The sequence below is a fragment of the Bradyrhizobium sp. LM2.9 genome (genome assembly GCF_054056555.1).
On record NZ_JBSRYJ010000002.1, the window covers coordinates 6,553,507 to 6,572,790 of the forward strand.

The 19,284-nt window shown below is 64.6% G+C and carries 15 protein-coding genes and 1 pseudogene; 12 read left to right on the forward strand and 4 right to left on the reverse strand.

All coding sequences use genetic code 11. The features are described 5' to 3' along the window. Positions 1-97: 97 nt before the first annotated feature. From ACVWW3_RS33585 to ACVWW3_RS33620, 8 genes are all read left to right on the forward strand, one after another. A complete protein-coding gene (locus ACVWW3_RS33585) occupies positions 98-1,720 on the forward strand; it encodes an ABC transporter substrate-binding protein (protein WP_456651814.1) in 1,623 nt (540 codons plus the stop codon). A 6-nt stretch (positions 1,721-1,726) separates the two neighbouring features. After that, positions 1,727-2,740, forward strand: a complete 1,014-nt coding sequence (locus ACVWW3_RS33590) for an ABC transporter permease (protein WP_456651813.1) — start codon at positions 1,727-1,729, stop codon at positions 2,738-2,740. A gap of 65 nt (positions 2,741-2,805) precedes the next feature. After that, positions 2,806-3,705 (forward strand): ABC transporter permease, encoded by a 900-nt coding sequence (locus ACVWW3_RS33595; protein WP_456651812.1) that lies wholly within the window; start codon positions 2,806-2,808, stop codon positions 3,703-3,705. Between the two features lie 94 nt (positions 3,706-3,799). Further along, positions 3,800-5,536 carry a dipeptide ABC transporter ATP-binding protein gene (locus ACVWW3_RS33600; protein WP_456651811.1) on the forward strand — a complete coding sequence of 579 codons (1,737 nt, stop codon included), beginning with the start codon at positions 3,800-3,802 and terminating at the stop codon, positions 5,534-5,536. 15 nt (positions 5,537-5,551) lie between these two features. Next, the gene (locus ACVWW3_RS33605) at positions 5,552-5,731 is read left to right on the forward strand and encodes a DUF4089 domain-containing protein (RefSeq protein WP_247339199.1); all 180 of its coding nucleotides are present in this window, start codon (positions 5,552-5,554) and stop codon (positions 5,729-5,731) included. A gap of 7 nt (positions 5,732-5,738) precedes the next feature. Beyond that, on the forward strand, positions 5,739-7,133 hold the full coding sequence (locus ACVWW3_RS33610; RefSeq protein ID WP_456651810.1) for an AtzE family amidohydrolase: 1,395 nt from the start codon (positions 5,739-5,741) through the stop codon (positions 7,131-7,133). 1 nt (position 7,134) lies between these two features. Beyond that, positions 7,135-7,527: an oxalurate catabolism protein HpxZ gene (hpxZ, locus tag ACVWW3_RS33615; RefSeq protein ID WP_456651809.1), complete on the forward strand. Its 393-nt coding sequence runs from the start codon at positions 7,135-7,137 to the stop codon at positions 7,525-7,527. 4 nt (positions 7,528-7,531) lie between these two features. Next, positions 7,532-8,254, forward strand: coding sequence for a GntR family transcriptional regulator (locus ACVWW3_RS33620; RefSeq protein ID WP_456651808.1), 723 nt, complete (start codon positions 7,532-7,534; stop codon positions 8,252-8,254). A 122-nt stretch (positions 8,255-8,376) separates the two neighbouring features. Here the strand turns inward: ACVWW3_RS33620 and atzF are convergent, their stop codons facing one another. Beyond that, positions 8,377-10,182 carry an allophanate hydrolase gene (atzF, locus tag ACVWW3_RS33625; protein ID WP_456672280.1) on the reverse strand — a complete coding sequence of 602 codons (1,806 nt, stop codon included), beginning with the start codon at positions 10,180-10,182 and terminating at the stop codon, positions 8,377-8,379. Between the two features lie 205 nt (positions 10,183-10,387). Next, positions 10,388-10,882, reverse strand: a complete 495-nt coding sequence (locus tag ACVWW3_RS33630) for a MarR family winged helix-turn-helix transcriptional regulator (protein ID WP_354048258.1) — start codon at positions 10,880-10,882, stop codon at positions 10,388-10,390. Positions 10,883-11,034: 152 nt separating this feature from the next. Between ACVWW3_RS33630 and ACVWW3_RS33635 the strand changes: the two genes are divergently transcribed. After that, positions 11,035-12,885, forward strand: a complete 1,851-nt coding sequence (locus tag ACVWW3_RS33635; RefSeq protein ID WP_456651807.1) for a feruloyl-CoA synthase — start codon at positions 11,035-11,037, stop codon at positions 12,883-12,885. 369 nt (positions 12,886-13,254) lie between these two features. Here ACVWW3_RS33635 and ACVWW3_RS33640 read toward each other — a convergent pair whose 3' ends face one another. Then, entirely contained in the window at positions 13,255-13,761 is a 507-nt protein-coding gene (locus ACVWW3_RS33640) for a MarR family winged helix-turn-helix transcriptional regulator (protein ID WP_247339213.1), read from the reverse strand. An 83-nt stretch (positions 13,762-13,844) separates the two neighbouring features. On the opposite strand from ACVWW3_RS33640, the gene ACVWW3_RS33645 reads away from it, so the two are divergent. Continuing rightward, a complete protein-coding gene (locus ACVWW3_RS33645) occupies positions 13,845-15,053 on the forward strand; it encodes a cytochrome P450 (RefSeq protein WP_456651806.1) in 1,209 nt (402 codons plus the stop codon). Between the two features lie 44 nt (positions 15,054-15,097). Continuing rightward, entirely contained in the window at positions 15,098-16,309 is a 1,212-nt protein-coding gene (locus tag ACVWW3_RS33650) for an ABC transporter substrate-binding protein (RefSeq protein WP_456651805.1), read from the forward strand. Positions 16,310-16,437: 128 nt separating this feature from the next. Here ACVWW3_RS33650 and ACVWW3_RS33655 read toward each other — a convergent pair. After that, positions 16,438-17,701, reverse strand: a pseudogene (locus ACVWW3_RS33655) (NAD(P)/FAD-dependent oxidoreductase). Between the two features lie 299 nt (positions 17,702-18,000). Here ACVWW3_RS33655 and ACVWW3_RS33660 point away from each other — a divergent pair. Then, on the forward strand, positions 18,001-19,173 hold the full coding sequence (locus tag ACVWW3_RS33660; protein WP_354048269.1) for an ABC transporter substrate-binding protein: 1,173 nt from the start codon (positions 18,001-18,003) through the stop codon (positions 19,171-19,173). Positions 19,174-19,284: the final 111 nt, after the last annotated feature.

Here is a 19,284-nt window from a genome sequence, read left to right on the forward strand (position 1 = left end):
TATCAATGGCTTATTCGGCGTTTAGTCACTCGTTAAGCCTTGGCACGAACCTTGCGAATCCAGTTCCAACCAAAAACTTTTGAGTTGGAGCCGTTTCATGAAGCGCCGCGATTTCCTCAAGTCCGTTTCCGGATTGGCCGCTGGTGCGGCGCTTCCGGCCATGCCGTCGGTGATCTCGTCCGCCCAGGCCGATGCGCGGTCGGAGACGCTGCTGATCGTCTCGGAAGGTGGCCCCAACAATCTCGACATCCACGGCGTCGGCACCAACGTGCCCGGCTATGAAGTGTCCTGGAATTGCTACGACCGCCTGATCAGCCACGAGATGAAGAGCGGCCCCGGCGGCGTGCCCTATTACGACCGCGACAAGTTTAGGGGTGAGCTCGCCGAAGATTTCAAGATCGACGACATGTCGGTCACCTTCACGCTGAAGAAGAACGCCAAATTCCACGATGGCGCGCCTGTGACCGCCAAGGACGTCAAATGGTCGCTTGACCGCGCCGTCAGCGTCGGCGGCTTCCCCACCTTCCAGATGAGCGCGGGCTCGCTGACCAAGCCTGAGCAGTTCGTCGTGATCGACGACTACACGGTACGCGTCGACTTCCTGAAGAAGGATCGTCTCACGATCCCCGATCTCGCCGTCATCGTGCCCTGCATCATCAACTCCGAACTGGTGAAGAAGAACGCCAGCGAAAAAGACCCCTGGGGTCTTGAGTACACGAAGCAGCAGACCGCGGGCTCGGGCGCCTACAAGGTGACGAAGTGGACTGCCGGCGCCGAAGTCGTCATGGAGCGCAACGAGGATTGGGTCGGCGGCCCCTTGCCGAAGATCAAGCGCGTGATCTGGCGCATGGTGCCGCAGGCCGGCAACCGCCGCGCGCTGCTGGAGCGCGGCGACGCCGACATCTCCTACGAGCTGCCGTTCAAGGACTTTCAGGAGATGAAGGCGAGCGGCAAGCTCAACGTGGTGTCGCTGCCGTTCTCCAACGGCATCCAGTATATCGGCATGAACGTCACCAAGCCGCCGTTCGACAATCCCAAGGTACGTCAGGCGGTCGCCTACGCGATTCCCTATCAGAAAATCATGGACGCGGTGATGTTCGGGCTGGCGAACCCGATGTTCGGCGCGCCGAAGGACAAGCCGACCGAAGTCGCCTGGCCGCAGCCGCACAAATACAACACCGACATGGACAAGGCGAAGGCGCTGATGGCCGAGGCGGGCTACGCCAACGGCTTCGAGACCACGATCTCGTTCGATTTGAACTTCGCCGGCGTCAACGAGCCGCTCTGCGTGCTGGTGCAGGAGAGCCTGGCCCAGATCGGCATCAAGACCACTATCAACAAGGTGCCCGGCGCCAACTGGCGCACCGAATTGAACAAGAAGGAGATGCCGCTCTTCACCAACGTGTTCTCGGGCTGGCTCGATTACCCCGAGTACTTCTTCTACTGGTGCTATCACGGCAACGATTCCGTCTTCAACACCATGAGCTACAAGTCGGCGGAGATGGACAAGCTCATCGACGGCGCACGCAATGCGGCAGCTATCGGCGACACGGCGACCTACGACACCGACGTGAAGGGCTTTGTCGACCTCGCCTACAGCGACATCCCGCGCATCCCGCTGTACCAGCCCTTCGTCAACGTCGCGATGCAGAAGAACATCAGCGGCTACCAATACTGGTTTCACCGCCGCCTGGATTACCGCGCGATGGCGAAGGGGTGAGGGGTCATGCTGACCATGATCGGCAAGCGCCTGATGTTCGCGATCCCCTCGCTGATCGGGGTCGTCATCGTCACCTTCCTGCTGACGCGCGCGCTGCCCGGTGATCCTGCCGCGTATTTCGCCGGTCCCGCCGCGACCAAGGAAGCCGTCGAGCAGATCCGCAAAAAGCTCGGCCTCGACAAGCCGTTGATCGAGCAGTTCTTCCGCTACACCAACGACCTCGCCCATGGCGATTTCGGCAATTCGCTCACGACGGGCCAGCCGGTCGCGGCCGAGATCCGCAACCGCCTGCCGGCCTCCGCCGAATTGACGCTGCTCGGCCTCGTGGTCTCGATCGTCATCGCCATCCCGCTCGGCGTGCTGGCGGCGACGCGGCCGGGATCATGGGTCGATCATCTCTGTCGTGTCACGACGACGGCCGGCGTCTCGCTGCCGGTGTTCTTCACCGGCCTCGTGCTGGTCTATGTCTTCTATTTCCGGCTCGGCTGGTCGCCCGCGCCGCTCGGCCGGCTCGATGTGTTCTATAGCGCACCGCCGACAGTAACCGGCTTCTACCTGATCGACACCCTGATCGCGGGCGACCTCGAGGCGTTCCGTTCGGCATGCAGCCAGCTCATCCTGCCGGCGACGACGCTTGCGATCTTCTCGCTGGCGCCGATCGCGCGCATGACGCGCGCCTCGATGCTGGCGGTGCTGTCGTCGGAGTTCGTGCGCACCGCGCGCGCCAGCGGCCTGTCGCCGGCGACCGTCATCGTCAGCTACGCGTTTCGTAACGCGATGCTTCCCGTCATCACCACGCTCAGCATGGTGTTCTCGTTCCTGCTCGGCGCCAACGTGCTGGTTGAAAAAGTGTTCGCATGGCCCGGCATCGGCTCTTACGCGGTCGAGGCGCTGATCTCGTCGGACTTCGCGCCGGTGCAGGGTTTTGTGCTGACCATGGCGGTCATGTACGTGCTGCTCAATCTCGTGATCGACATTCTCTATGGCGTGATCGATCCGCGCGTCAGGCTGGAGGGCTAGCGCATGATCCGGAAAAGTGAAGGCCGGTTTTCCGACAAGATCATGCGCAAAACGAAAGGGACACAATGAGCTCCGTTGCGCCTGCTGTTGAACCCGTCGGTCCCGCGCGGACGTCAGGGCTCGTCGCGTTGCTCGACCAGACCCGTTACGTGCTCGGCGAGAACAAGGTCACAGGCTTTGCCTTCGCGCTGCTGATCGTGATCCTGCTTGCCGCGGTCTTCGGTCCCTATGTGGTGCCGTATGACCCGCTGGCGTCCGACACCGCCGCGTCGTTGAAGCCGCCCTCGGCCGCGCACTGGTTCGGCACCGACCAATTGGGCCGCGACATCTTCAGCCGGGTCGTGGTGGCGACGCGGCTCGATGCGTTCATCGCGGTCGCCTCCGTCGTGCTGGTGTTTTTGATGGGCGGGCTCGCCGGCATCGCCGCCGGCTATTTCGGCGGCTGGACCGACCGTATCGTCGGCCGCATCGCCGACACCATCATGGCCTTTCCGCTGTTCGTGCTCGCCATGGGCATCGTCGCAGCGCTCGGCAACACCGTGCAGAACATCATTTTGGCGACCGCGATCGTGAACTTCCCGCTCTATGCCCGCGTCGCGCGCGCCGAAGCCAATGTGCGCCGCAATGCCGGCTTCGTTCAGGCGGCACGTCTCTCCGGCAACGGCGAATTCCGTATTCTTCTCGTGCATATTCTGCCCAACATCATGCCGATCATGATCGTGCAGATGTCGCTGACCATGGGCTACGCCATCCTCAATGCCGCCGGCCTGTCCTTCATCGGCCTCGGCGTCCGTCCGCCGACGGCGGAATGGGGCATCATGGTCGCCGAAGGCGCGGGCTTCATGGTCTCCGGCGAATGGTGGATCGCGCTGTTCCCTGGCCTCGCCCTGATGATTGCCGTGTTCTGCTTCAACCTCCTCGGCGACGGCCTGCGCGACATCGTCGACCCCCAGCGGAGGACGTGATGGCAAATTTCCCGCTAAAATTCTCCAACGATTCCAAGCCCCTTTCTACTGTGCATGGGGTTGTTTTCGACCTTTTGAGTGACGGGAGTCGCTCATGACCGCCCAGCCCCTGCTCGACGTCCAGGACCTCACGGTCGAATTCAACACCCGCCGCGGCATCGTCAAGGCGGTGCAGCACGTCAACATCTCCGTCGCCAAGGGCGAGACGCTTGCCATTGTCGGCGAGTCCGGCTCCGGCAAATCGGTGACGTCGTATGCGGTGATGCGCATCCTCGACCGCGCGGGGCGGATCGCCGAGGGCTCGGTGATGTTCTCCGGGATCGACGTCAAGGCCGCGACCGAAGACCAGATGCGCGACCTGCGCGGCCGCGAAGTCTCGATGATCTTCCAGAACCCGCGCGCCGCGCTCAATCCGATCCGGAAAGTGGGCGATCAGATCGAGGACGTGCTGCGCACCCATGTGCAGCAGGCCATGGTTTCGGATCGCGGCGAGAAGGCAATCGAGGCGCTGGAGCAGGTCAAGATCGCCCGCCCGCGCGAGCGCTATCACGCCTATCCGTTCGAATTGTCCGGCGGCATGTGCCAGCGCGTCGTCATCGCGCTCGCGCTCGCCTGCAATCCACAGCTTTTGATCGCTGACGAACCGACGACTGGATTGGACGTCACCACGCAGAAGGCGGTGATGGGCCTGATCGTCGAGCTGACCAAGCGCAAGGCGATGTCCACCATCCTGATCACCCACGATCTCGGCCTTGCGGCAGCCTATTGCGACCGCGTCGTGGTGATGGAGAAGGGCCGGGTGGTCGAGACCGCAAAGGCCGCCGACATTTTCGCCAATCCGCAGCACCCCTACACGAAGAAGCTGATGCGCGCGACGCCTCGGCTCGGCGTGAGCTTGCGGGATCTGTTGCCGGAGGAGGAGGGCTCAGCTGTTCTGGCCGCGCCTGACCCGGCCATCCACCAGGCGTGGCAAGACGAGGCCGGGAAGAGCGACCAGCCTCTTCTCCTCATCGAAAAGCTGGTCAAGGAATATCCTCGCCAGGGCGCGACCGCGACGCTCGGCAAATTGTTCGGCCGCAAGCCGCCGGTCGAGCCGGACGTGTTCCGCGCGGTCGACGGCATCAGCTTTTCCATCGGTCATGGCGAGAGCGTTGGCCTGGTCGGCGAGTCCGGCTGCGGCAAATCGACCACGTCGATGATGGTGATGCGGCTCTTGGACCCGACCTCGGGCCTGATCCAGTTCGACGGCGAGGACATCGGCGGCATTGCGCCGGCGGGATTTGCCCGGCTGCCGCAACGCAGCCGTATCCAGATGGTGTTCCAGGATCCGACCGACAGCCTCAACCCGCGCTTTACCGCCGCACGCGCCATCATCGACCCCATCATGCAGCTTGGCGACATCGGGGGGCGCGACGCGCTCCGCACCCGCTGCGAGGAGCTGGCCACCATGGTGGGCCTGCCGCACAATCTGCTGGATCGCTTCCCGCACCAATTGTCGGGCGGCCAGAAGGCCCGCGTCGGCATTGCCCGCGCCATCGCTCTGCACCCAAAACTCGTCATTCTGGATGAGCCGACCGCGGCGCTCGACGTCTCGGTGCAAGCCGTGGTCCTCAATCTGCTTCAGGACCTCAAGGCACGGCTAGGTATGAGCTATTTGTTCGTCTCGCATGATTTGAATGTGGTGCGCTTGTTGTGCGATCGTGTCATTGTCATGCGGTCGGGTCGAATCGTCGAGGAAGGCTCTTCCGACAGAGTTTTGAGCGATCCGCAGGACGATTACACCAAGGAGCTGCTGACGGCGATCCCGCATCCGCCGTTGCCGGTGCACTGATTGTTTGGGAGCGTGATGGCCGAACCGCTGGACGATTACATCGACGCCGTATCGCAGGCGCTGGCATTGCCGGTCGAGGACGCTTGGCGACCGGCCATTCGCGCCAACCTCGAAGTCTCGTTGCGGCTCGGCCGCCTCGTCGACGAATTCGCGCTGCCGGACGAGACCGAGCCGGCGCCCGTGTTCACCGTCTGACGCCGCCATGACGACCAAGCCAGAGATGACAGCTTCCGATATCGCGAGCGCGGTTGCGGGCCGCAAAATGTCGGCGCTCGATGCGACCGAAGCAGCGCTTGCGCGCATCAAGCAGCACGACACCATCCTCAATTCATTCACGGACATCACCGCCGATCGCGCCCGTGCCAAAGCGCGCGCGATCGACGCCGATATCGCCGCTGGCAAGTCCGTCGGCCCGCTCGCCGGCGTGCCGTTTGCGGTGAAGAATCTGTTCGACGTCGCAGGCCTCGCCACACGCGCCGGCTCGAAGATCAACCGAGACCGCGTGCCCGCCACGCGCGATGCCACGCTGATCGAGCGCATGGAAGCGGCTGGCGCCGTGCTGGTCGGTGCGCTCAACATGGGCGAATACGCCTATGACTTCACCGGCGAGAATGTCCATGACGGTCCCTCGCGCAATCCGCATGACACCACGCGAATGAGCGGCGGCTCCTCCGGCGGCTCGGGCAGCGCTGTCGGCGGCGCGCTGGTGCCGATCGCGCTCGGCTCCGACACCAACGGTTCGATCCGCGTGCCGTCCTCGTTCTGCGGCATCTTTGGTTTGAAGCCGACCTATGGCCGGCTGTCGCGCGCGCGGTCGTTTCCGTTCGTCGCGAGCCTCGATCATCTCGGCCCGTTCGCGCGCTCGGCCACCGATCTCGCGCTCGCCTACGACGCGATGCAGGGCCCGGATGCCGACGATGCCGCCTGCACGACGCGCGGGATAGAGCCGACGCTGCCGCTGCTCGCCAATCCGGTTTCGGATCTGCGCATTGCGATCGCCGGCGGGTACTTCCAGCAGAATCTGTTTCCGGAAGCCGTCGAGGCTATCGGCCGCGTCGCCAAGGCGCTGGGCGCAACGCGCGTGGTGGACGTGCCCGAAGCCGCGCGCGCCCGTGCCGCGGCCTATGTCATCAGCACCACCGAAGGCGCCTCGCTGCATCTCGATCGCCTGCGCAAGCGGCCGAACGATTTCGATCCAGCCGTGCGCGACCGGTTGATCGCGGGCGCCATGGTGCCGGCGCCGCTGGTCGACCGCGCCCAGAAATTCCGTCGCTGGTATCGCGCGCAACTCGCCGAGGTCTTCAAGTCCGTCGACGTGTTGCTCGCCCCCGCGACGCCTTGCACCGCGCCAAAGCTCGGCCAGGTCAATTTCAGCCTTGGCGGCGTTGAGCTGCCGGTGCGCGCCAACATCGGTATCCACACCCAGCCGATCTCCTTTATCGGCCTGCCCGTGGTCGCCGTGCCGGTGCCGCTCGAGCCGCTGCCGATCGGCGTGCAGATCATCGCCGCGCCCTGGCGCGAGGACATCGCGTTGCGTGTCGCGTACGCGTTGGAGAAGATGGGCGTCGTCGCCGCGCCCAGCCCAAAAGGATTTTGAGATGGAGATCGATCTCCCCGACGTGATCGCGGAAGTCAAAGCCGCGTTCGACCGCTACGAGCAGGCGCTGATCACCAACGACGTCGCCGTGCTCGGCGAGCTCTTCCGCAACGATCCCCGCACGCTGCGCTATGGCATCGGCGAGAACCTCTACGGCTATGAGGCGATCTCCGGCTTTCGAGCCGGGCGCTCGCCGGTCGGCCTCAACCGCCGCACTGCGAAAACCGTGATCACCAGCTATGGCCGCGACACCGCGGTCGCCTCCACCCTGTTCTATCGCGACACGGTGCCGGGTAAGGTCGGCCGGCAGATGCAGACTTGGGTAAAATTCCCGGAGGGCTGGCGCGTCGCCGCCGCCCATGTCAGCATCATCGACGAGTCGAAAGAGACCTGATCGTATGACGCTTGACGACCTTCCGCAGGGAACATTGCCGGCCGAGCCGGTGGTGCCGCGCGCCGATCGGGCGTCGCCTTCGGTGCAGAAGGTCACGCGCGCCGAGGAGCTGCGCCTGCAACTCGCCGACGAGATCGTGCGCGGAGCCCTTGCCCCCGGCGCGCCGCTTGACGAAACCGATATCGCGCGCCGCTTCAGCGTTTCGCGCACGCCGGTGCGGGAAGCACTGCGCCAGCTCGTGGCAAGCGGTCTCGTCGAAGCGCGTGCTCATCGCGGCGCGGTCGTGGCGCAGCCTTCATTCGAACGGCTGACAAGCATGTTCGAGGCGATGGCGGAGCTGGAGGCGCTCTGTGCAGGTCTTGCGGCCGAGCGCATGTCTGCCGTCGAGCGCCACGGCCTGGAGGCCATCCACGAAGAGCTGCGGGTCTTGAGCTACACCGGCAATCCCGATCGTTTCCACGAGGACAACGAGCGCTTCCACAACGCGATCTATGCAGGCTCGCAGAACGGCTACATCGCCGAGATCACGCTGGCGACCCGCGTGCGCGTGCAGCCGTTCCGCCGCGCCCAGTTCCGCAATCTCGGCCGTCTCGCCAAATCGCAAGCCGAGCACGACCGCGTCGTCGTCGCCATCATGCGCGGCGACAAGCAGGGCGCCGCCGCCGCGATGCGCGCGCATATCGAGCTGGTGCGCGGGGAGTACGAGATCTACGCGGTGTCGGTGTGATCTCCTCATCCTGAGGAGCGGCCGAAGGCCGCGTCTCGAAGGATGAAAGGCCGAGATGCAGCCGCGTGGCCTTCATGGTTCGAGACGGCGCCTGCGCGCCTCCTCACCATGAGGAGATGCACCTATCCCGTCGCCTTCTCCGCCATATACTTTCGCCAACCGCCATAGGCCGTAATGTCGCGGGCGTCGCCCAGCACTTCCGGCTCGACGAGAAACCCCTTCACGTTGCGGCCGTCGGCCAGCCGCACCGTGCCGATCGCCATCGGCGCGGGGATCGCGTTGACGAACTTGCCGAAAGCGGACGACGACAGCGACCATATCTCCAGCTCGATCGACGCGCCCTTGCCGGCTTCGACGCGCAGCATGCCCGGCTTCGGCGGCGTGGTCTTCAATGCGTAGAGCTTGTAGTCAGCCGCGGTCCTGGTCGCCTCGATCAGGTGGCCGTTCAGCGCTTTCAGCTCGCCGTTCAGCGCCATGCCTGACAGATGCGCGCCGACGACGGCGATCGGAATTCCATCGACGCTGGTCGCGGCAAGGGGCGCGAGCGCAGACTGCGCCACGCCCCTTGCGCCAAGCGTCAGCTCCGTAGCCGCGTGAAACACGCGGCCGATGCTCGCGAGCAGCGCGTCATGTCCGGCCGGCGCAAGCAGCGTGATGCCGAATGGAATGCCGTCGTCACGCATCGCTGCCGGCACCGCGAGGCCGCAGAGGTCGAGCAGATTCACGAAATTGGTGTAGGTACCGAGCCGGCTGTTGAGCTCGACCGGATTGGCCAGCACCTGAGCGGTCGTATAGACCGTCGGTGCCGTCGGCAGCATCAGCGCGTCGATGTTCGCAAACGTGCGTTCGATGATCTTGCGCAGGCCCTGCAAGCGATAGAGCGCGGAGAAGGTTTCCGCCGCCGTCAGCCGCGCGCCGGCCACGGTGATCTCGCGCGTCACCGGATGGATCGCATCCGGCGCGGACGCCAGCAGGTCGCGGATCACGAGATAGCGCTCGGCGACCCACGGTCCCTCGTAGAGTAGTCGCGCCGTCTCGTAGAACGGCTCGAGGTCGAACTCGACCAGCGTTGCGCCAAGCGCGGTCCAGCGCTTCAGCGCATCGCTAAAGGCCGCTTCCGCCTTCTTGTCGCCGAAAAAGATCAGCTGTCCGTTGCGCGGCACGCCGAGACGCAGGTTTGCCGGGAGCGGCGTGATCGCGCCCAGCGGCCGGTCGCGCGAGAACGGATCGGTCTGGTCGGGGCCAGTCATCACGGAGAGCGCCAACGCGGCGTCGTCCACGGTCAGAGCGAACACCGAGATGCAGTCGAGCGTCCGGCAGGCCGGCACCAGGCCAGCGGTCGAGATCATGCCGAGGCTCGGCTTCAGCCCGACGATGTTGTTGAGCATCGCCGGCACGCGCCCGCTGCCGGCGGTGTCAGTTCCCAGCGACAGCGGCACCAGCCCGGCGCCGACGGCGGTGGCCGAGCCCGAGCTCGATCCGCCGGGAATGAGATCATCGCGGATCGAATTGCGAGGGATGCCATGAGGGGAGCGTACGCCGACGAGGCCGGTCGCGAACTGGTCGAGATTGGTCTTGCCGATGATGATGGCGCCGGCGGCGCGCAGCCGTTGCACCGCGGTCGAATCATGCGTCGGCGTATACGAGAAGGCCGGGCAGGCCGCGGTGGTCGGAAATCCCAGCGCGTCGATATTGTCCTTCACCACAACCGGCACGCCATAGAGCGGCAGGCTGGCGGCATCCTTCGTGGCGAGCTTCTCGGCCTCCGTGATCGCGTCCTTTTCGTCGCGCAGGCTGATGAAAACGGCCGGATCGTTGTGATCGCGTATGCGCTGATAGGTGCGCGCGACCGTCTGCGCCGGCGTGAGCGTGCCCGCGCGATGCGCGGCCACAATCGCGGCAATCGTTTCAGGCTGCTCAGCCCCCATTCCAGCCCTCATGGCGACAAAACTCCGGCTATCTGTCTTCACCCGGATCGAAGCAAGCGATGTGCCATTGTGTACACGACCCGGGCAGGACGAGTGCTCCGGATATTATCGGGGGATCAGTGGCTTGAGGGATATTTCGAGGGTCGGGTGGCCGTCGTGCCAGCGCCCTGCCGGGGGCATTTGCATAAATAGTGGGCAGTCTGGGTCAGGTGAAGTCAGCGAGGATCCGCAGCAGCCGCTCCCGGTTCTCCTTGCCGATCCTGTCCTCGACATGCCGCTCGTGCTCCGCGGCGAGGCGCTTGAATTTCGCCAGCGCCGTCTCGCCTTGCGCGGTGAGGTGCAGGGCATGGGAGCGCCGGTCGGTCTTCGATCTGACCCGCTTCACGAGCCTGCGCTGTTCGAGGCTGTCGAGCAGATGCACAAGCCGCGCGCGCTCGATGCCGAGGCGCTTGGCCACCGCCATCTGCGAAAGGCCGGGATTGGCGCCGATCACCGTCAGCACCGAATATTGCGTCGGCCGGATGTCGACATTGCCGAGCGTTTTGACGAAGTCCTGGAAAATCCAGATCTGGAAGCGCCGCACCGCATAACCGGCGTGGCCGACCAGTGCATCGAGGCCGATTTCGTCCGCGTCGTTCCGCGGCGTTGCGCCGTTGGCCGCACGCTTGCGTGGGAAAGTCTGGGCTGCGGTGGTTGTCACGTCGGGTCTCCTGCCGGGCCATTGTTGTAGCGCCTTCGCCGTGCCAGCGGAAGATTGTTGTTGACGACAACAATTGCCACGCCCAACATTATGGTCAACGCGGCCCGCGACGAGGCTGCGGCCGATCCCGGCTTCCGGGCGAGGAGGAAACCATGACAGCCGCCCCACGCGGTGATGCTTCGAGCCTGTTCGCGACGCCCAGAACCGTTGCCGAGCATCGCGCCGACGGCAGCATCGTGCTGCGCTCGCCCGACCCCTTGCGCAATGGCGCGCGCTGCATCGGCGACTGGCTGGAGCAATGGGCGCGGCAGAGGCCTGATGCGATTTTCCTCGCAGAGCGCAGCAGTGCCGAAGCTCCATGGACCACCGTTACCTATGCGCAGGCGCTGCGCCAGGTGCGTGCTGCGGCGTCCTGGATTTTGGCGCGGGGTCTCAGCCCAGAGCATCCGCTAGCGATCCTCTCCGACAACAGCATCGATCATGCGCTGCTGGCACTCGCGGCCCAGCATGTCGGCGTGCCCTCGGCGGCGATCTCGCCAGCCTATTCGCTGATGTCAAAGGACTTTGACAAGCTCAAGAGCATGATCACACTGCTTGAGCCCGCCGCGATCTATGTCTCAGCAGTGAAGCCGTTTGCGGCGGCGATGGCCGCGATCAAGCCGCTGCATCGTGCGCAGATCATCAGCGGCAATGCAGACGATATCGATGCGCTGGCCTTCGGCACCATCGCGGCAACGCCCGAGAGCCCCGAGGTCGCAACGGCCTTTGCCGCGGTGACGCCCGATACGATCGCAAAATTCCTGTTCACCTCGGGCTCGACCGGTACGCCGAAAGCCGTGATCAACACCCAGCGCATGCTGACTTCCAGCCAGCAGGCCAAGGCGCAGACCTGGACCTTTCTCGAGCAAGCTGGCAGCGATCTCGTCATTCTCGACTGGCTGCCCTGGAGCCACACGTTCGGCGCCAACCACAATTTCAATCTCGTGCTGCGCAATGGCGGCTCGCTCTATATCGACGGCGGCAAGCCTGCGCCGGGCCTCTTTGCGACGTCACTCGCCAATTTGAAAAGCGTGATGCCGACGGTCTATTTCAACGTGCCGCGCGGCTTTGACATGCTGATCGCGGCGCTGCGCGGCGACGAGGCGCTGTGCCGCCGCTTCTTCGGCGAGGTGAGGTTCGCGTTCTACGCCGGTGCCGCGCTGCCGCAGAATCTCTGGGACGCGATCGAGGAGCTCTCCGTCAAGACCGTTGGCCGCGCGATACCGATGGTCTCGGCGTGGGGCTCGACCGAGACGTCGCCGCTGGCGACCGACTGCCATTTCCTCGCGGAGCGCTCGGGCAATATCGGCGTGCCCATCCCCGGCACCGAATTGAAGCTCGTCACCTCCGGCGACAAGCTGGAGGTGCGGGTGCGCGGCCCCAACGTCACGCCGGGCTATTGGAAGGCGCCGGAGCTGACCAGGCAGGCGTTCGACGAAGAGGGCTTTTATCTCATCGGTGACGCCGTGAAGTTCGCCGACGCCGGGCGGCCCCAGCGCGGCCTGTTCTTCGACGGCCGCGTCGCGGAGGACTTCAAGCTCAATTCCGGCACCTGGGTCAATGTCGGCACGCTGCGCGTCGCCGGCATCGCCGCGCTGGCGCCGCTCGCGCAGGACATCGTCGTCACCGGTCATGGCGGCGACGAGGTGCGCTTCCTGGTGTTCCCGAATATCGCCGCCTGCCGCGTTCACGCGGGTTTGCCCGAGACGGCAGGTGCGAACGACGTGCTCGCGCATGACAAGGTCAGAGCGGCGATCGCGCGGGGTCTCGCGAAACTGAGGCAGCAGGGGGCCAATTCCTCCGGCCACGCCACACGCGCACTGCTGCTCGCCGAGCCGCCGTCGGTGGACGGCGGGGAGATTACGGACAAGGGCTACATCAATCAGCGCGCCGTGCTGACGCTGCGCGCCAAAGCGCTGGCGCGGTTGAACGACGATGCGCCGGGGGAGTGGATTGGTCCGTAGCGGTTGGTTGGCCCGTGCCCCGGACGCAGCGCAGCACGCAGTGGTGCGCTGCAGAGCCGGGGCCTATCTCGCTTAGTGCGCGCGGTCGCATGGATCCCGGCGCCGCGCAGCAGCGTTTCACGCTGCAGCGCGTCCGGAACACGAGAGTTGGGCAAGCCCAATTATGCCAGCGATTCTGCCGCAATATCTTTGCCGATTCTTTTGTTGCCTAAGCAACTAACTTGTGCGAACCGTTCCGGACAAGGATGATGGCGGGAGGAACCGCCGCGTCAGATCTCGGAGGGAGCAATGCTCGGCAGAAAGGGTGCCGCGGGCGAGTGCCGGTGCATGCCTGGACGTGACAGGGGTCCGCGCCCGATGCGCGGCGCGTCAGGTCTCGGTGCCGCCGGTGACCGCGCCGAGATTCTCGTGCAGGCGGCGCAACAGGTCGATCAGCACCTCGCGCTCGTCCTTGCCCAGACAAGACAACAGGCGCCGCTCGCGCTCGAATGCCGCGACGATCACCTTGTCATGGGTGGCGCGGCCCTTCGCGGTCAGCGAGATCGAATGGGTGCGCCCGTCGTTGGGATCGGTGCGGATCGACACCAGCCCCCGCTTTTCCAGGCCCGCCAGCGTCCGGCTCACCGGGCCCTTGTCGAAACCAATGACGTGGCAGATGCGCGAGGCGGGGATGCCGGGCTCGATCGCCAGCAGCGACATGATCCGCCATTCCGTGACGTTGACGCCGAACTGCCGCTGATAGAACGCGGTGGCGCTGTTCGAGAGCTTGTTGGCGATGAAGGTGATGAACGCCGGGACGTAGCGATCGAGATCGAGCGTCGGCCCCGTCTCCGCGGGCGCAGGTTTTTGGCGGGCTCTGGTCGAAGACGGCGGCATATCGGGATTCTGTCTCGCGGCGTGTCCGGAGACCTAAAGGTAAGCGCGGCCCTTTCACAAGATCAAAATGAGGGAGGACTTCAATGAGTGCACCCGGCTCTGCCGTATCGGCGGTCCCGCATCTCGACGTTGACCCCTTCGACATGAATTTTTTTGCCGATCCTTATCCGACGCATGAATTGCTGCGAGAGACAGGTCCGGTCGTTTATCTCGATAAATGGAAGCTCTACGGCGTAGCGCGCTATGCCGAGGTTCATGCCGTGCTGAACGATCCCGCGACGTTCTGCTCCAGCCGCGGTGTCGGTCTCTCCGATTTCAAGAAGGAGACGCCGTGGCGGCCGCCCAGCCTGATCCTCGAGGCCGATCCTCCCGAGCACACCCGCACCCGTGCCGTGCTCTCAAAGGTGCTGTCGCCGACGGTGATGAAGGGGCTCCGCGACCGCTTTGCCGCGGCAGCGGAAGCGCGTGTGGACGCGCTGCTGGAGAAGCGCAGCTTCGATGCCATCACGGACCTCGCCGAGGCCTATCCGCTGTCGATCTTCCCGGATGCGCTCGGGCTGAAGCCTGAGGGACGCGAGAATCTCATTCCCTATGCGAGCCTGGTGTTCAACGCCTTCGGCCCGCCGAACCAGTTGCGCAAGGAGGCGATCGCGCGCTCGGCGCCGCACCAGGCCTACGTCACCGAGCAGTGCCAGCGCGACAATCTCACGCCCGGCGGCATCGGCGCCTGCATCCACGCCCATGTCGACGAGGGTGCCATCACCGCCACCGAAGCGCCGCTGCTGGTGCGCTCGCTCTTGTCGGCCGGTCTCGACACCACCGTCAACGGCATCGGTGCAGCGGTCTACTGTCTCGCGCGGTTCCCTGAGCAGTGGCAGCGCCTGCGCAACGATTTCACGCTGGCGCGCAACGCTTTCGAGGAGGCCATTCGTTTTGAAAGCCCGGTGCAGACCTTCTTCCGCACAACAACGCGCGAGGTCGAACTGTCAGGCGCGACCATCGGTGAGGGCGAGAAGGTGTTGATGTTCTTGGCGGCCGCCAATCGCGATCCGCGGCGCTGGGACAAGCCCGACAGCTACGACATCACCCGCCGCACGTCCGGCCATGTTGGCTATGGCTCAGGTATTCACATGTGCGTCGGCCAGCTGGTCGCGCGGCTCGAAGGCGAGACAATGCTCGCGGCGCTGGCCCGCCGGATCGCAAAGATCGAGATCACCGGCGCTCCACAACGTCGCTTCAACAACACGCTGCGCGGGCTCGACAGCCTGCCTGTGACCTTCACGCCGGCCTGACGCTGCTGGCATTGAAAACAATAAATACGACAGGGGAGGGAACAATGAAGAACTTGAAGTGGACACTTGCGCTGGCTGCGAGCTTGATCGGCGGCGCGGCAAATGCCGAGATCTCGGACAATGTCGTGCGCGTCGGCGTGCTCAACGACATTTCCGGAATCTTCCAGGACACAAACGGCATGGGTTCGGTCGAGGCCGCGCGCATGGCTGCCGAGGATTTCAACGGCGGCGGCAAAGGCATCAAGGTCGAGATCGTCTATGCCGATCACCAGAACAAGGCCGATGTCGGCAACGCCATCGCGCGCAAATGGCTCGATGTCGAGGGTGTCGACGCCATCGTCGACGTGCCGAACTCGGCCGTTGGTCTCTCCATCAACACGCTGCTGCGCGACAGCCGCATGACGTTCCTGGCGTCGTCCACTGCGAGCTCCGATCTCACCGGCAAGGCCTGCTCGCCCAACACCATCCAATGGGTCAACGACGCCTGGGCCACCGGCAATACGACAGCGGCCGCGATGATGTCGCGCGGCGGCAAGAACTGGTATTTCCTTACGGTCGATTACGCGCTCGGCAAGGGCATCGAAGCGGAAGCCCAAAAATACATCGAGGCGCATGGCGGCAAGGTGTTGGGTTCCAGCAAGCATCCGCTCGGCACCTCCGACTTCGCGTCCTTCCTGTTGCAGGCGCAGGGCTCGAAGGCGCAGGTGATCGGGCTCGCCAATGCCGGCGGCGACACCATTAACGCGGTGAAGCAGGCCGCCGAGTTCGGGATACAGCAGGGCGGACAAAAACTGGTCGCCTTCCTGCTCTTCATCAACGACGTCCATGGCATGGGCATCAAGGTCGCGCAGGGCCTTCAGCTCATGGAAGCCTTCTATTGGGACATGAACGACGACACCCGCGCCTTCGCCAAGCGGTTCGCCGCGCGGCCCGGCATGAACGGCAAGATGCCGAGCGGCAACCAGGCCGGCGTCTATGCGTCCACGCTCGCTTATCTCAATGCGGTCGCCGCGACCGGCAGCGACAGTGCCAAGGACGCTGTGCCCGAGATGAAGAAGTTCAAGGGCAAGGACAAGCTGTTCGGCGACACCACGATCCGCCAGGACGGCCGCGTCGTGCATCCGATGTATCTGTTCGAGGTGAAGAAGCCGGAGGAGTCGAAATATCCGTACGACTATTACAAGCTGGTCTCGACGATTCCCGCGGAGCAGGCGTTTCGGCCGCTGGCGGAGGGCGGGTGTGAGCTGGTGAAGTAGGGTCTCATGCCCGGACGCAGTGCGGCGCGTAGCGCTGCGCTGCAGAGCCGGGGCCCACAGGTATGGGCCCCGGCTCCGCGTCGCGTCATTTCATGCGGCGCCGCGTCCGGGACACGAGAGGATGGTCCCTACGCCACCTTGCTGCTTCCCTGCGTGATCAGCCGCGCGGCGCGCTGGTCGCGGGCGTAGATCCAGAGCCAGCTCAGCGCGACGCTGAGGCGGTGGCGCAAGCCGATCAGGAAGTAGATGTGGGCGATGCCCCAGATCCACCACGCGACGGTGCCGCGCAGTTTCACCTTGCCGAAGTCGATCACCGCGAGCCGTTTGCCGATCTGCGCAAGGCTGCCGGAGTGCTTGTAGCGGAACGGGCCTGTCGGCTCTCCGCGCAGCCGGGCCTTGATGCTGTCCGCGACGTGACGTCCCTGCTGCTTGGCGGCCGGCGCGATGCCGGGCACAGGCTTGCCGTCCCAGGCGTTGATCACAACGGTGTCGCCGATCGCAAAGATTTCGGGATGACCGGGGATGGTGAGATCGGCCTCCACTTGCACGCGTCCGGCACGATCGGCCGGCGCGCCCAGCCACTCAGCCGCGGGCGAGGCGCGGACGCCGGCGGCCCAGATCTTGGTTTTGGCATCGAGCCGCGTGCCGCCGAAAACCACGCCTTCGCGGTCGATCTCGGTGACGGCCTCGCCAAGTACGACCTCGACGCCGATCTTTTCCAGCGAGGCCTGCGCATAGGCCGAGAGGTCGTCGGCAAAACCTGCCAGCACGCGCGGCCCCGCCTCGATCAGCACCACGCGCGCTTTCGTCGTGTCGATGTTGCGGAAATCGCCGGGCAAGGTGTGGTGCGCCATTTCGGCAATGGTGCCGGCAAGCTCGACCCCGGTGGGGCCGGCGCCGACGATGACGAAAGTCAGCCGCGCCGCGCGCTTTTCCGGATCGGTCTCGCGCTCGGCGCGCTCGAACGCCACCAGGATGTGACGGCGCAGCGTGGTCCCGTCCTCCAGTGTTTTGAGACCCGGCGCGAACTGCTCCCATTCGTCGTGGCCGAAATAGGCATGCCGCGCGCCTGTGGGCGAGCACCAGCGTGTCGTAAGGCACCTCGCTGCCGTCGTCGATCAGCACGCAGCGCCTGTCGGCATCGATGCCGCTGACGGTCGCAAACAGCGTCGTCACGTCGCGCCGGTCGCGCATCAGGTGCCGGACCGGCCAGGCGATCTCGCTGGTGGCGAGCGAGGCGGTCGCGACCTGATAGAGCAGCGGCTGAAACAGGTGATGGTTGCGGCGGTCGATCAGCGTGATCTCGACCGGGCTGCCGGCCAGCCGGTGGGTCGTCTCCAGTCCGCCGAAGCCGGCTCCGACGATGACGACGCGATGCGGTGTCGTGGCCATGATACGCCCCTCGAATCTCGCTGCTGTGTTTTCCTATTTAAGTGCGGATTAGGCGCCGCGGTCCAATAGGCGTCATCAATCGGGAAATAAGCGAAGTGTATCGATACCCCGCGAAAAAGCGCCGCAGCCCCCTTCGAAGTAAGTAGAATTATATTTCTTGCTATCGCCGATCATGGCGAAATATGGTGCAGGGGCGGGCGCTGAGCCATTGGCGGCGCGACAGATTTTGCGTTCAATAGAGATGACCCGGGGCGGCGATCACCCTGCTTCCGGGCATAATAATAAGGAGGGGAGAGGCTATGAGGACGGCATTCTGGCTGGCGGGCGCAGCGGCGCTGGTGCTGGCAAGCCCGGCATTCGCCGGCGACACCATCAAGATCGGCTTCGTTTCGACCTTCAGCGGCCCGACCGCCGTGATCGGCAACGACATGCGCAACTCGTTCGAGCTCGCGCTGGATCACATCGGCCGCAAGATGGACGGCAAGCCGGTCGAGGTGATCTACGAGGACGACGGGCAGAAGCCCGATGTCGGCAAGCAGAAGACCGAGAAGCTGGTGCAGTCCGACAAGGTCGATTTCATCGTCGGCTACATCTGGTCGAATGTGCTGCTGGCCTCGCTCAAGACCGCGGTGGATTCGCAGACCATCCTGATCTCGGCCAATGCCGGTCCGTCGCAGCTCGCGGGCGATCTTTGTTCGCCCTACGTGTTCTCGACCTCCTGGCAGAACGACCAGACGCCGGCCGCCATGGGCCTCTACATGAACCAGAAGGGCGTCAAGAGCGTGTTCCTGATCGGCCCGAATTACGCCGCCGGCAAGGACATGCTCGCGGGCGTGAAGAGCACGTTCAAGGGCGAGGTCAAGGGCGAGGAATACACGGTGTGGCCGAGCCAGCTCGACTTCTCCGCCGAGCTCTCCAAGGCGCGCGCCTCGGGCGCCGAGTCGATCTTCGTGTTCTATCCCGGTGCAGCCGGCGTGCAGTTCCTCAACCAATATGCGCAGGCCGGGCTGAAGAGCACGATGCCGCTCTATACGGCTTTCACCGTCGACGAGCTGTCGCTGCCGCTGCAGAAGGAGAACGCGCTCGGGGTGCCCGGCGCGCAGGAATGGGTGAATGATTTGCCCAACGAGCAGAACAAGCGCTTTGTCGCCGACTACCGCAAGAAGTACACCGGCCTGCGCCCGACCTATTACGGCGCGCAAGCCTATGACGCGGCCCAGCTCATCAACAGCGCGGTGGTCGCGGTCAAGGGCGACACCAGCAAGAAGGACGCGATGAAGGCCGAGATGGAGAAGGCCAATTTCAAGTCGCTGCGCGGTCCCTTCAAATACGGCAAGAACCACATCCCGGTGCAGAACTTCTATCTCCAGGACGTGGTCAAGGACGGCGACGGCCAGCTTTCGCTGAAGACGGTCGCGACCATCGTCGAGAACGACCAGGATCGCTTCCACGACAAATGCGCGATGAAGTGAGGTCTCTGCTTTCCCTCTCCCCGGTCGCGCTAGGGCATGCACATATCTGGTGCGACGGATTGACTCGGGTCGAGGGTGAGGGGTTCCAGAATCGGGAATCCGTGTGATCTC